The sequence below is a fragment of the Parvibaculum sp. genome (assembly GCF_045863935.1).
In the GTDB taxonomy this organism is placed as follows: domain Bacteria; phylum Pseudomonadota; class Alphaproteobacteria; order Parvibaculales; family Parvibaculaceae; genus Parvibaculum.
Genome location: NZ_BTVP01000010.1, coordinates 13,778 through 26,588 on the forward strand (window position 1 = coordinate 13,778; position 12,811 = coordinate 26,588).

Annotated in this window: 10 protein-coding genes; 3 read left to right on the forward strand and 7 right to left on the reverse strand. The window is 64.4% G+C overall.

Translation table 11 applies throughout. The features are described from left to right. Positions 1-21: 21 nt before the first annotated feature. The 5 genes from ACKUUH_RS06020 to ACKUUH_RS06040 all read right to left on the reverse strand — a co-directional run bounded on the left by ACKUUH_RS06020 (position 22) and on the right by ACKUUH_RS06040 (position 6,349). On the reverse strand, positions 22-2,298 hold the full coding sequence (locus ACKUUH_RS06020; RefSeq protein ID WP_407948976.1) for a GumC family protein: 2,277 nt from the start codon (positions 2,296-2,298) through the stop codon (positions 22-24). Positions 2,299-2,468: 170 nt separating this feature from the next. After that, complete coding sequence (locus ACKUUH_RS06025) at positions 2,469-3,701, reverse strand: outer membrane beta-barrel protein (RefSeq protein ID WP_407948977.1); 1,233 nt, start codon at positions 3,699-3,701, stop codon at positions 2,469-2,471. A gap of 145 nt (positions 3,702-3,846) precedes the next feature. Then, entirely contained in the window at positions 3,847-4,344 is a 498-nt protein-coding gene (locus ACKUUH_RS06030; protein ID WP_407948978.1) for a hypothetical protein, read from the reverse strand. Between the two features lie 313 nt (positions 4,345-4,657). Then, a complete protein-coding gene (locus ACKUUH_RS06035) occupies positions 4,658-5,335 on the reverse strand; it encodes a polysaccharide biosynthesis/export family protein (RefSeq protein ID WP_407948979.1) in 678 nt (225 codons plus the stop codon). A 186-nt stretch (positions 5,336-5,521) separates the two neighbouring features. Then, on the reverse strand, positions 5,522-6,349 hold the full coding sequence (locus tag ACKUUH_RS06040) for a metallophosphoesterase family protein (RefSeq protein WP_407948980.1): 828 nt from the start codon (positions 6,347-6,349) through the stop codon (positions 5,522-5,524). 232 nt (positions 6,350-6,581) lie between these two features. On the opposite strand from ACKUUH_RS06040, the gene ACKUUH_RS06045 reads away from it, so the two are divergent. From ACKUUH_RS06045 to ACKUUH_RS06055, 3 genes are all read left to right on the forward strand, one after another. After that, the gene (locus ACKUUH_RS06045) at positions 6,582-7,586 is read left to right on the forward strand and encodes an SIS domain-containing protein (RefSeq protein WP_407948981.1); all 1,005 of its coding nucleotides are present in this window, start codon (positions 6,582-6,584) and stop codon (positions 7,584-7,586) included. 111 nt (positions 7,587-7,697) lie between these two features. After that, on the forward strand, positions 7,698-9,083 hold the full coding sequence (locus ACKUUH_RS06050; RefSeq protein ID WP_407948982.1) for a DUF1800 family protein: 1,386 nt from the start codon (positions 7,698-7,700) through the stop codon (positions 9,081-9,083). A 3-nt stretch (positions 9,084-9,086) separates the two neighbouring features. Next, complete coding sequence (locus ACKUUH_RS06055) at positions 9,087-10,271, forward strand: DUF1501 domain-containing protein (protein WP_407948983.1); 1,185 nt, start codon at positions 9,087-9,089, stop codon at positions 10,269-10,271. Positions 10,272-10,304: 33 nt separating this feature from the next. Here the strand turns inward: ACKUUH_RS06055 and ACKUUH_RS06060 are convergent, their stop codons facing one another. Further along, positions 10,305-11,381 carry an SO2930 family diheme c-type cytochrome gene (locus ACKUUH_RS06060; protein ID WP_407948984.1) on the reverse strand — a complete coding sequence of 359 codons (1,077 nt, stop codon included), beginning with the start codon at positions 11,379-11,381 and terminating at the stop codon, positions 10,305-10,307. A gap of 5 nt (positions 11,382-11,386) precedes the next feature. Further along, entirely contained in the window at positions 11,387-12,622 is a 1,236-nt protein-coding gene (locus ACKUUH_RS06065; RefSeq protein ID WP_407948985.1) for a parallel beta-helix domain-containing protein, read from the reverse strand. Between the last annotated feature and the right edge of the window lie 189 nt (positions 12,623-12,811).

Sequence of the window (12,811 nt, forward strand, 5' to 3'; positions counted from 1 at the left end):
CGGGGCGCCGGGGAGGCCTCGTCAGTTGACATAGTACTTGCTGTAGCGGCTGTAGTAATAGCCGCCATCGCCATAGCCGTAGCGCGCCTGCCTTGCCGTATCGACGATGGAGAGCACGACGCCCGCGATTTTCGCATCGAACTGGCGGAGCTCCTTGAGGGCGCTCTGCGCCGCATCGCGCGGCGTCTCGTTCCAGCGCACGACGAAGACGGTCTCGTCGGCCAGCCGCGAAAGGACGCGCGAATCCGACACCGGCAGGACCGGCGCGCTGTCGAGGACGACGAGGTCGTATTCGTCGCGAAGGCGCTGCAGCAGCAGCTTCATCTGCACGGAGCCGAGCACATCCGGCGGATTGGCGGTGCCGGTCGCGACGGGGATGATGTCGAGTTCGGACTTACTGTCCTTGACCATGACCGCGCTGAGTTCGAGGCGCTCGGCAAGAAGCTCGACAAGCCCCTCCTCCGGCCGCCCGAGGCCGAAGGCACGGTGGACTGAAGGGTGGCGAAGGTCGCAATCGACGAGCGCGACCTTGAGGCCCGAAGCCGCCGCCGCGCGAGCGAAACTCACCGACGTCGTCGTCTTGCCTTCGGCGGGTAGCGCCGAGGTGAAGAGGATGATCTTCGGCGGATTGTCGACATTGGAAAGCTGCAGCGCGCTGCGCAGGCTTCTGAGCGATTCCGAGAAGGCGGAGAGCGGCTTGGCGATCAGATAGTCCTGCGGCAACACGACCTTGCCGCCGGGGCCCTTCTCGGCGGGCGTCGCGGGCAGCGATACGAGATGCGGCAAATGGAGCGTCTGTTCGACATCGCGCGCCGTCTGGAGGCCATTGTCGAAATGTTCGAGCAGGAAGGCCACGCCGCAGCCCAGCATGAGGGAAAGGACGAAACCGAGGCCGACGAAGAGCGTGGTGCGCGGATAGGAGGCGGCCTGCGGGATCACCGCCTGCGAGATGATGCGGGTGTCGGGCGTCTGCAGGCCCTGCTGGCCGGTCGTCTCCTTGAAGCGGTTGAGGAAGGCTTCGTAGACGGCACGCGTGGAGGCCGCCTCGCGCTCCAGCTCACGCAGCTGGATGAGCGCCTGATTGTCCTCGCCCGTCTCGCCCTTGATCTGGTTCAGATTGTCCCGGAGCGCGGAGACCCGCGTCTCGGCGACGGAGACATTGTTGGCAAGGCTCTCGATGATGCGCGAAACTTCCGCGGAGATCTGGCTGCCGATATCGCCCTGCTGCGCCTCGATATTGACGATGGCGGGATGACGCGGCCCGTATTTGGCGGACAGGTTCGCCTTTTCGCGGGCAAGCTCCGCCTGCTTCTGGCGCAGGCTCGAGATGGTGCCGGAGGCCAGCACGTCGGCAACGCTTTCGACGCTGCCGCCCTGGGCGCGGAGCTGGCGCGCGCGGTTGTATTTCGCCTGCGCTTCGGCGAGCGCGGCGCGGGCGAGAATGAGCTGCGCGTTGAGTTCGGAAAGCTGCTGCTCGGAGACAGTGACACCCGACGATTCTTCGAGCCCATGCTCGGAGCGATAGATCGCCACGGCGCGCTCGGCATCGGTGACCTGCGTCCGCAATTCGCTCAGGCGTTCCGACAGCCAGGCATTGGCCGTCCGCGTCGCGTCGAACTTCGCCTCGAGCTGATCGAGGACATAGGCATCGGCGAGCGCATTCGCGATGCGGGCCGCCTTTGCGGGGTCCTCGGAGGTGAAGGAGATGGAGATGACAAAGGTGGTGGTCCGGCGCGCAATCTCGGTCCTCGCGCGGACCGCGTCGACGACGCTCTCCGTCTGTTTGTCGGCGATCCCGGCTTCGCTGGCGGGTGCCTCCACACTGGACGAAGAAAGGGCCGCCATGCCGCGCTTGAGGAGCCAGACCGGCGACACCCAGCGCAGCGGCGAGGGTTCGCGCAGGGCGCTGTTGAGTTCGGGATCACCGACGAGCGCGAGTTTTTCGACAACGCGGCGGGCGAGATCGCGCGAGCGCAATATCTCGACCTCGCTGTCGACCGCCGCCGAATCCGGCGACAGGCCCGACATCACGGCGTCCATGTCGACGACCTGCATCTTCTGCCGGTCGAGCAGGACAAGCGTCTCGCCGGTATAAAGCGGCGTCATCTGGGAAACGGCAAGCGCCACAAGCGCCGTGAGCACGACGGTGATGCCCGCGATGACGCCCGCACGCTTCCTCAGCGTGCGGAAAATGGCGAGCAGATCGAACTCCATGAAGGAATCGGCAGGGGCCTCGACCGATCCGTAAGCACTTCCCCTGGCCGTTGGCGCTGCCGAGCCTTTGACCGGTGCATTCATCGTCTGAAACCTCGCCGCACTACCTGTTGCGCCGCACTATACACGAACGCAGGCTGCTCCCGCCGCCGCCATCCCGCAAATTTGCTTCATGGCTGACGTAATAAAAGGGCAGGCCAAGACGTTCGCCCGGCCTGCCCTCCGTTAACTCTATTGCCGCAAAGCCGTCCAGCTCAGAGCTTGCCGGTCAACGTGAGCGCCACGACGTTTCGCGTGTAGTCCGCGGCCGCGATATTGGAGTCGCGATCCTCGAACGTGTAACGAAGCCCGACGTCGAAATTGCGGTTCAGGAGATAGAGCAGACCGGCACTGGCACCGATCAGATCGTCCTCGCGAGCGCTGGAGCCGAAGTCATCGCTGCCGTAGGAGGCACCGCCGCTGAGGATGAGGTTGCGCATGAGCTCGTGATCGACATCGACGCCGAACCGCTGCCTGTCATAGCCCGATGCGCCGCCGATCGTGGTTTCCTGAACGCTCTGGTCCGCGGTGAAGATCACCGTGGTCAGGGGCGTCACGAACCAGTCGACATTCGCGCCATAGGCAAGACCGTCGGTGTCGCCGAAGGCGGCCGCGTCGTAGTCGCGTTCCTGGTAACCGACATAGACGCCGCCCTGGGCGAGATTGGTCAGGCGGAATTCCGAACCGACCACAATCTGCCGGCCATCGGAATCGCGCGTGACGGCGACAACCGGAGGCTGCAGGTCGTATTCGCGCTGGTCGAGCTGACCTTCGACATAGATATTCGTGTCGGGCGAGAGGTTATAGGCAAGACGGACGCGCTCGATGAACTCCTCGCGGTCGCGGAAGTCCTGGTCGATCAGAACGCCGCCGGCCGTCGCACTGTCGTCGTAATCGTAGTCGAGGTATTCGCCGCCGACCGTCGCCGTCACCCGGGCGAAATTCTGAGAGAGCGCCGCGGTGCCCGTGAAAAGCGTGTACTCGATGGGCTCGTTCGCAGCCGCAGGCGAACTCGGATCGCCACGATCTTCGTGACGCTGCGCATAGCTGAGCGAGCCGGAAAGCGCCGTCATCGAGGTGATGTCGAGCGTGCCGCCCGCGCCGACATTCCAGTCGAAGCGGTCTTCATCGCCGTTGTCCGCGTAGAATTGCTGCGCGAGGCCCGCGTTCAGATTGAGCGCGTGGCGGCTCCAGGTCGAATTGACCGCAACACCCGCCCTGAGCGTGGTGATGAAGTCGTCGGTCTCGTTGGTCGGCGTCGCGTAGATATTGTCCTCATACGCCTCTGTCACGGAAGCCGTCGGGTAGACCATAAAGCCACCGGCCCGGATGCCCGCCGCATCGTAGCCCGGCCGCGCCCTTTCCATGACGGACTGGCCACGCACATCGCTCAGTTCAGTCCCTGCTTCTCCTGCCTGCTGCGCAAAGGCGCCGGAGGCCGAAGCCATCCAAATCCCCGCCGCTGCCAGGGATACGAGGCGAACGCTGCCATAAGTCATTGAATATTCTCCGCTTTGTCTTTGTCAGCCAGCCCCCGGCGTCCCGCCATACCCACTCACTCATGGCAGAACGATTGCACCGGCAGTGCATTTCTTATGTCGCGCTGGCGGGCTCTTCCGGCGTCTCGTCTTCGTCGCCCGCGCCTTCGTCACCACCCCCGGCATTCTGCTCGATCGATGCCGTCTTGTCGGAGGTGCCTGCGGAAACGGCGGCAACCAGCGTCTCGTCGCCGGAGGCCGCCACCAGAGCCTGCATATTCGTCGCTGCCGTCGGATTTGTAAGCGCGATCACAGCGATCGCGGCGCCAAGGCCCCGCCCCAGCGCAATCTTGAGATCGCTGTTGGCCGGAAGGCCTGCGGCAACGGCGACGATCGCCTGCGCCGCAATCTCCGGATCTTCCGAATTCGTTACATATTCCTCGATCGCGGCTTCAAGCCCGTCCGGGTCATCGGCGTACTGGACCAGCAGCGCCTCGATGTCGGCCTGGGCTCCGGCGAGATCCTGGGCCGCAGCCAGAGACGGATTGAAAGCGATCACCGCGAAGGCGAGCGCCACCGCGAATGCAAACGCCGTGGAAACGGATTTCAGCATGACAAAACCTCCTCGAACGCAGGAACTCACATCCATGGAGGACTGGAGGCTCCCGCTAGACTGCGCGAATACATGGTTAGCGATCGCCCCCGCCCGCTAACCATTGCACGTTAGTTGAAAGATAGCACAAGCACGGCGCGAGTTCGATGTACAAGCTGCCGCAGGCGCGAATTTCTGGCCATTTGACGTCGCTTTTCCACTTTGCAGTGGCCGAAATACCTCGCCTTCAAAAGTTAAAATTCGCATACGGAGTAAGGTTTTACGGTTAATGACCCGGTTCGGGACAATCCGCTCCCGGGTCAGGTACCCCGGATCAGAAGAAACGCTCGGGCACCCGCAGGACATCGCCGGGCAGCACCCTGACCGCCTGGCTGGCCGGATACTCGACCTCGTTGCCCTCGCCGCGGGTGATGTAGACCTTGCCCTGATTGGCCCGGTAGGTGTAACCGCCCGCCACCGCAACGGCGTTGAGCACCGTCATGCTGCTGGTATAGGGATACTGACCGGGCGACGAAACCTCTCCATAGATGTAGAAGGGCCGGTAATTCATCACCTCCACGCTGACGCGCGGGCTGGTGAGATAGCCGTCCCGAAGCTTTGCCTCGACCGCATCCTCGAAGGCACTGAGTGTAAGCCCGTTGGCCCGGACCTGCCCGATGAGCGGCAACGCCACCACGCCGGAGCCGCCAACGTCGAACTCGCCTGAAAGGTCGGGCTCCCCGAAAACGATCACTCTGAGCCGGTCGCCCGAGCCAAGTTCATAGTCGATATCCGCATCAGGCGGCAGGGGCGTGTCCGCCGGCTCCGACACCGCCTGTTGAGCCACCGGCGCCGGCGCATTGGTGCGCGGCCCGTCGGTGCAAGCCGCCACCGCGACGACCGCGAACATGACAAAAACAGCCGCTGCCTTGCGCCGCAGAGAGATCAAAATCCTTCGCCCGCAGAAATCCTCGAAGCCGTTCCTGCCGGTTTCCGCCGCAGAATGGTTCATCGAATAGCCCTCTTCGTCTGGTCTGCGCGCAACCGGAACCCCAAGTCCCGGGGGAGATGCATCGCGGACAAATTCAATATGCTCCACCTTTCGGGGCGAAGCGGCCTCCGCGCCCGTTTTCTACCATCAGCGCGCGCTAAAAATAGAGACGAAACGCAGAAAACGGCCAAAAATCCAACCCGCTGGTTAACCCGTCGCCGCAAGCGGCACCTCCGCATCGCATGTCTGCACGAAGCGATGCGACGTTCCTTCCAGCACGACAGCCGTGAGAACCCCCGTCATATAGGCGCCAGTATCCACACCGATCCTGTTCGGTTTGATGACAACTTCCTCGCGCGGCGTATGCCCATGCACGACGATCTTCCCGAACATCCTGCCGGAATCGACAAAGCCCTCGCGGATCCAGAGAAGGTCTTCCTCGATCTGACGATGGAGCGGCACGCCCGGCCGCACCCCCGCATGAACAAAGAAATAGCCTCCGAATTCGGCAGAAAGTTTTAGCGATTTCAGGAAGTTGAGGTGAGACACCGGCAGCACGTCGAGGAACCGCTCGCGCGCCTGTTCGAAGGCGGCCGGATCGTCCGTGCGCGTCAGTTCGGTAACGCCGTAGGAATGGAGCGTTTCGAGCCCGCCGTAATATTTCCATGTCTTGCCGAAGGCGGCGTCCTCCAGGAACTGGAGCATGGCCTGCTCATGGTTTCCCTTGAGGAAGACATATTCGAAGCCGGGAAGCGGCACCCCCGTCAGACGGTCGAGCACGGCTTTCGACTGGAGCCCCCGGTCGACATAATCTCCAAGGAAAATCAAAAGGTTACGCTGAGACGGGCGAGAACGGGCATCGGCCTCGATCTGGCCGAGCAGACGCGCGAGCAGATCGTCGCGGCCATGAATGTCGCCGACGGCATAAATCCTCATGCCCTCGGGTACGGACGCGGGCTCGCCGCCTTGAAACGCACCCTTGAGCCGGTTGAGCAGTCCGCCGATCACGCGTTCCTTCCGGGCATGCCTGCGCATGCCGCTCCGTCAGTCAGCCCCCAGTGACTGAGGTTAGCCGATTGCGATGTGTAAACAAGGAGATACACCACCACGGGGCCCGATTCCGGGCTGTCGGGATGTTTCGCCGCACCCCTTCACCCGTGCCGCGCTGCGGTGGTTACAGAGCGCCTCTTATAGAGTAGCCAGCCAATTGGGATATAAAGAGCCAAATCACTTCGGCGCCGCCCCGGAAGAGCACGGGCCGGCCCAGATGCGCCCACAGGAGCGACGCTTGTCCCGCACGACGAACAACCCGACGGCCGAAGCCGGCCACCTCGCCTCCGCCAGCCGGACGCTTTCGCTCGAAATCGAGGGTCTGAAAGCGCTGCTGGCCTCGCTCGACGGTCCCTTTATCGAGGCGGTGGAAACGCTCGGCCGCGCGGAAGGCCGCATCGTCGTGACGGGCATGGGCAAGTCCGGCCATGTCGCGCGGAAGATCGCGGCGACCCTCGCGTCCACCGGCTCGCCCTCCCAATATGTCCATCCCGGCGAGGCGAGCCATGGCGATCTCGGCATGATCACCGCGAGCGACGTGATCCTCGCGCTGTCCTGGTCCGGCGAGACGGCAGAACTCTCCAGCATCATCTCTCATGCGAAACGGTTTGCGATCCCGCTCATCGCCATGACGGCGGAAGCGGCGAGCGCGCTCGGCCGCGCGGGCGATGTCTCGCTCATCCTGCCGCGCGCGGAGGAAGCCTGCCCCAACAAGCTCGCACCCACGACCTCGACCACCATGCAGCTTGCGCTTGGCGACGCGCTCGCGATCGCACTGCTTGAGAAGAAGGGTTTCTCGGCCAAGGACTTCAAGGTCTTCCATCCGGGCGGCAAGCTCGGCGCGATGCTCGCCCATGTCCGCGAGGTGATGCATGTCGGCGACGAGCTGCCGCTCACCGGGCCCGAGACGCCGATGTCAGAGGTGCTGCTCGTCATGTCGCAAAAGAGCCTCGGCTGCGCGGGCATCGTGGACGGGACGGGCAAGCTTGAGGGCATGATCACCGATGGCGATATCCGCCGCCATTCTTCCGTAGACCTCCTCTCGCGCAAGGCAGCCGATGTGATGAACCCGTCGCCGAAAACGGTGGGCCCCGACATGCTTGCCTCCGAAGCGGTGAAGCTCCTCAACGAGAAGAAGATCACAAGCCTCTTCGTCGTCGAGGGCGGCAAGCCCGTCGGCGTCGTTCATATCCACGATTTCCTGAAGGCGGGCGTCATATAGGAGGCGGATGCGTGAGCGATCCTGAACGCGATTGCGGCCAGCCGAAATTTCGCCTGAATAGATCGCTATAATTTCAGACAGATCGGGTTTCCTGCCACCAGGGCGATCAAGGTGACGCTGAACGCCGAAACCGAGAGGCTCACGGCCACCGCCCGCTTCGGTCTCGGCGCATCCTCCGCCGATATCGAAGCGATGGGCGACGATCCGCGCGGCTGGCTTGCCGGCCAGGTCGACGAGGCGCCTGCCACCCCGCCGCCTGTTGCGGACGAGCTGAGGAGAGACAGCGCGCACCTCCAGCGGGAACTGGTTGCCGAGCGCGATGCGATGCGGGCGGGCGACGAGATCGCGGCCAAGGACATCGCCCGACGATACGTACCGGTCGCCAAACGGATCGACGCGACGCTCGCGGCGCAGAAGCTCGATGTCGCAATGCGGATGGCGGCGACGAAGACGCCTTACCGGGAACGTCTGACCGGCTTCTGGACAAATCATTTTTCCGTCTGGCCGAAGAACCGCCTGGCCCGATCCGCCGTGCCCTATTTTTCGCAAGCCGCGATCGCACCCTTCGCGACAGCACCTTTCGCGGATCTTCTTTTCTCCGCCATTCGCCATCCGGCAATGCAGATCTATCTCGACAGCATCTACTCCGTCGGCCCCAACTCTCCGGAAGGCCGCGAAAGGAGACGGGGCCTCAACGAGAACCTCGCCCGCGAGCTTCTCGAGCTGCACACGCTCGGTGTCGACGGCGGATACACACAGGGCGACGTGATTTCGCTCGCCAAGGGACTGACCGGCTGGGCCTTCCACAGTCTGATCGATGAGGAAAAGGCCTGGGACTTCGAATTTCGCGCCGAGCGGCATGAACCCGGCCCTCTGACCCTGCTCGGGAAGACCTATCCCGACCGTGGCGTGGAGACGGCCGAACTCATGCTGCGCGATCTGGCGCGCCACCCCGCAACCGCGCGCCATCTCGCCACGAAACTCGTCCGGCATTTCGTTGACGACAAGCCGCCCGAAAAAGCGGTGGAGAAGCTGGCGCGCGTCTATCTCGACACGGAGGGCGACCTTGCCGCGGTATCGAAGACGCTCGCCGGTCTCGACGAAGCGCGCCATTCGCTCTTTTCGAAACTGAAGCAGCCGGGCGATCTCGTCCTCTCGTCCTTCAGGGCCTTCGACATCGACATGACGCCGCAACTCGCAACGCTCGCGGCGGAGCATCAGGCGGCGATGGGCCAACCGCCCTTCATGCCGCCCGGCCCGCAAGGCTGGTACGACACCGCCGCCGACTGGAGCGATCCGAGTTCGCTGCGCCGGCGCATCGACTGGGGCGTCGAGCTTGCGCGGCGGACCGGCGGCGACCTCGATGCGGGGGCGGCCATGGAACGGAATTTCGGCTCCCGGCTCGACCGCGACACACGGCTTGCGGTGAAGCGCGCGCCGACCCGCCGCGAGGCGGCCGCGATCCTGCTTGCCTCGCCGATATTCCAGAGGAGATGAGACATGGGAAGCACCTCTCTCGACCGGCGGGATTTCATGATGCTGGCAGCGGGCGCCGCCGCCGCACCGCTTTTCGGATTGAAGGCCGCCTTCGCCGCCGGCCCCGACCGGCCATCGCTCGTCCTCGTCATTCTGCGCGGCGGCATGGACGGGCTTGCCGCGATCGGTCCTCACGGCGACCCCGGCTATCGCCGGGCAAGGACCGGCCTTGCCATCGCGCGTCCCGGCGAAGCGGATGGCTTCAACGATCTCGACGGCTTCTTCGGCCTGCATCCCGCGATGACGCAGGGACACGCGCTCTACCGGCGAGGCGAACTGATCGCGATGATCGGCGTCGCCTCCCCCTATCGCGGACGCTCGCATTTCGACGCGCAGGACATGCTCGAAAACGGGACGGCCGAGACGGCCGGCAGCACGGGCTGGCTCAACCGGGCGATGCCGGCGATGGGTCTGGACGGCATGCGCGCCATTTCCGTCGGCGGGCTCGTGCCTCTCCTGTTGCGCGGCGACGCCCCCGTCGCGTCATGGATGCCCGCCGTGGCGAAGGCGCCGGACGAGACGTTCCTTTCGCTAATGGACAGTCTCTACGCGACGGACGACATACTCGGCCCCGCCTGGCACGAGAGCCGCGCGACCGACCGCATGCTCGATATCCCGCCGCCCGGACGGCCCGACTTCGAACATGTCTGCGCCATCGCCGCGCGGATGATGAATGCGGAAAATGGTCCGCGCGTCGTCTCGCTCGAGGTCCACGGGTGGGACATGCATTCGAGTCAGGGCGCCGCGACGGGACGTCTCGAACGCCTGATGGGAGGACTGGACCGCGGGTTGGGACGCCTCGCCAGCGACCTGACGCCGGAACGCTGGAAGAAAACGGCGATCCTCGCGGTGAGCGAATTCGGCCGCACCGTGCACATGAACGGCACCGGCGGCACCGATCACGGTACGGGCGGCGCGGCGTTTCTGCTCGGCGGCGCCGTCGACGGCGGACGCGTGCTGCATGACTGGCGCGGCCTCGAGGAGAAGTATCTCTACGAGCAGCGCGACCTTCATCCCGCGATCGATCTTCGCGCCGTCTTCAAGAGCGTCTTGCACGATCACATGAAGATCGGCAGCCGCACGCTGGAAACGAAAATCTTCCCCGACAGCAGCGGCACACCGGCGACAGGAGACCTCATCCGCGCCTGATCGTGAAGCGCCGGGCACGCCTGGGCTTCCCCCTCACTCCATCGCGGCGATCCAGTCGCGCAGAAGCGTGACCGCGCGGGCATCGGTCAGCGAGCGGCCGAGCTCCGGCATCATGACGCCGGGCTCCGTGCTCTCCACGCGGTAGAGAAGGATCGACGCATCGGGATCGCCCGGCACGATGTCGAAGGAGAGGTGGCCCGCGCCGCGCCCCGCCGCCACCGGACGTTTGCCGACACCAAGCGCCGAGGGGTTCTTCTCGTCCCAGGTGAGGAACAGGCCCGAATTACTGCCGGGCCCTTCGCGGCGGTGACAATGCGCGCAGTTGATGTCGAGCCAGGCGCGCGCCCTTGCATCGAGAGGTGCCGTTTCATCGAGCCAGTCGGGAACGGAGGGCACGCTCGCCAGATCGGGCAGGCCTGCGAGGAACCCCGCATCCGCCCAGCGCGCGAGCTGGTTCTGCGGACCTTCGGGATAGGCGAAGACATGGTTGAGGTTGCGCGCCTTGGGGCCGATGGGCGCCACCTCGCCGCCGATCGCATGGCATCCCTTGCACTGGTTCTTGTTCGGCACGGCATAGACGAAATCTTCCGCCCTTCCCTCCGGCGTCTCCACCGTCATCGGAATTTTCGCGCCCGCGATATTGAGTTCCGCATCCGTCTGCTCGTCGTTCCAGACATAGGCCCAGGCCTGCCAGCCCTTTTCATGATGCAGCAGCACGCGTGTCTCGACGAGCTTCAACCCCCCGGGACGATCCGCCGCCGGATAGGCGAAGGTCTTGATCAGCGCCGACCCGACGGGGAAGGCAAAAGACTCGTGCGCGTCATAAACCGCGCTCTCGCCTTTCGGTACATAGACGAAGCGGCGCTTCTCCGCGAAATCGGTGAAGAGCGGTGTCGCCGGCGCGAAAGGCAGGATGCCCGATGCCGGAACCTGGCGCGGAGCATCGGCGAAGAAGCCGAATGCCGAAAGCCTCTGCGGTGGCTTGGCGCCGAGGATCGCCTCGTCATTGACGGCGGCGGCCGCCCCCGTCATCGCGCCGAGCAGCAGCGTGCCGAGCAACACCCGCCGCAGCAACAACGAAAGGCGCGTGAGGGATCCGGTCGCCGCCATGATCGTCAGCCTTGTTCGTCCTGTGGAAGCTTCACTGCCGCGGGCTCCGGCAGGCTGCCCGCATAATTCCCGATGTCGCGATCCGGGCTCGCGCCCCAGGGCAGCAGCATGTGCGAGATCATCTTGAGGTTCGCGAATGTCGTGCCCTCGGCCTCGCTGACATAGACGCGGTTTTCCGCCGCGACCCATGTGAACCATTCGGGTATCCGCGTCACGCCGTCCCAGACGACGTCGGGCAGCGGCGCACCCGTCCGCTCGGCGATGAGGCCGCCGATTTCTCCATCGGGCGCGTTGCCGCCATCGCCATAGGTGTTGTCGTGGATGTAAACACCACGCGGCACGAACATGTAGTTGTCGTCGTCATAATCGTTCGGATAGGCCGCGACGATGACATGCACCGTCCCGTTACCCGAAAGACGGTTGCCGAAGATGTGGACGTTCCGGTTCGCCATCACCATGATGCCGGTGCCCGTTGGCACCGATCCCACGATGTTGCCTTCCGGCGCGAAGTTCGGCGTGTCGTTGTCGACCGCATCATTGTCGAAGACGCGAATGTCGTGACCGCCCTGCTGCGGAAGACCGGGCAGGTCGAAGATCAGTATGCCGCCGGTATTGTGGCGGGCCATGTTGCCGTAGACGTCGGCGCGGTAGCAGTTCTCGATCTCGATGCCGGCGACATTGTATTCGGCAAGGCTGTTGCGGACGATGATGTCCTGGCTCTGGCCGACATAGATGCCTGCATCGGATGCGCCGCGCACCGTCACGCCCTCGATCAGTACATTGGTGGAGGAAACGGGATAGACGCCATAAGCGCCATTCTTCTCGTCTGGCCCGTTCGTCCATTCGACGCGCAGGTTGCGGAAGGTGATCAGGTCGACCCCCTTCGACTTGATCCCGTCACCCTTCGTATCCTCGACGGCGAAATCCTCGAGCACCACGCGGTCCGAGGTTATCAGCAGGCCCTCTCCCGAGCCGGTTTGCTCCTTGAACGAGAGCACGGTCTCCCCGGCCCCCGCACCGCGGATCGTGACACCATCGGCGTCGAGGACCAGACCGTCGGTCAGGTTCCAGAGCCCGGCTTCGAGCAGGATCGTGTCGCCCTCCTCCGCCATGATCAGCGTTTCGACGAGCTTTTCCGTGCCGTCGGCCGGGCTCAGCCGGACTTCCGCCGCGTCCGCCACCCCGGCGGACAACATGCCGATCGCGAGTGCGAACGCACCCGCTGAAACAACCGAATTCATCTGCGTCTCCCCCAATGCCGACGGCCCGGGCAATCGCTGGCCCGGCGTCATCGCAGGCAAAATGCTGCCTGCCCCCTGTTCCTGTCAACAAAAATGAAATATTTTCACTTTCTACGAAGCGCCATACCGGACCGGGGATCGATGCAACAAGGCGAACACACCGCAGAAAACACGGCGGCGGCAGCCGCG

Bases quoted from the DNA above. Each gene is read 5' to 3' on its own strand.
- ACKUUH_RS06020 (WP_407948976.1), bottom strand. From the start codon at position 2,298: ATGAATGCACCGGTCAAAGGCTCGGCAGCGCCAACGGCCAGGGGAAGT.
- ACKUUH_RS06025 (WP_407948977.1), bottom strand. From the start codon at position 3,701: ATGGCTTCGGCCTCCGGCGCCTTTGCGCAGCAGGCAGGAGAAGCAGGG.
- ACKUUH_RS06030 (WP_407948978.1), bottom strand. From the start codon at position 4,344: ATGCTGAAATCCGTTTCCACGGCGTTTGCATTCGCGGTGGCGCTCGCC.
- ACKUUH_RS06035 (WP_407948979.1), bottom strand. From the start codon at position 5,335: ATGAACCATTCTGCGGCGGAAACCGGCAGGAACGGCTTCGAGGATTTC.
- ACKUUH_RS06040 (WP_407948980.1), bottom strand. From the start codon at position 6,349: ATGCGCAGGCATGCCCGGAAGGAACGCGTGATCGGCGGACTGCTCAAC.
- ACKUUH_RS06045 (WP_407948981.1), top strand. From the start codon at position 6,582: ATGCGCCCACAGGAGCGACGCTTGTCCCGCACGACGAACAACCCGACG.
- ACKUUH_RS06055 (WP_407948983.1), top strand. From the start codon at position 9,087: ATGGGAAGCACCTCTCTCGACCGGCGGGATTTCATGATGCTGGCAGCG.
- ACKUUH_RS06060 (WP_407948984.1), bottom strand. From the start codon at position 11,381: ATGGCGGCGACCGGATCCCTCACGCGCCTTTCGTTGTTGCTGCGGCGG.
- ACKUUH_RS06065 (WP_407948985.1), bottom strand. From the start codon at position 12,622: ATGAATTCGGTTGTTTCAGCGGGTGCGTTCGCACTCGCGATCGGCATG.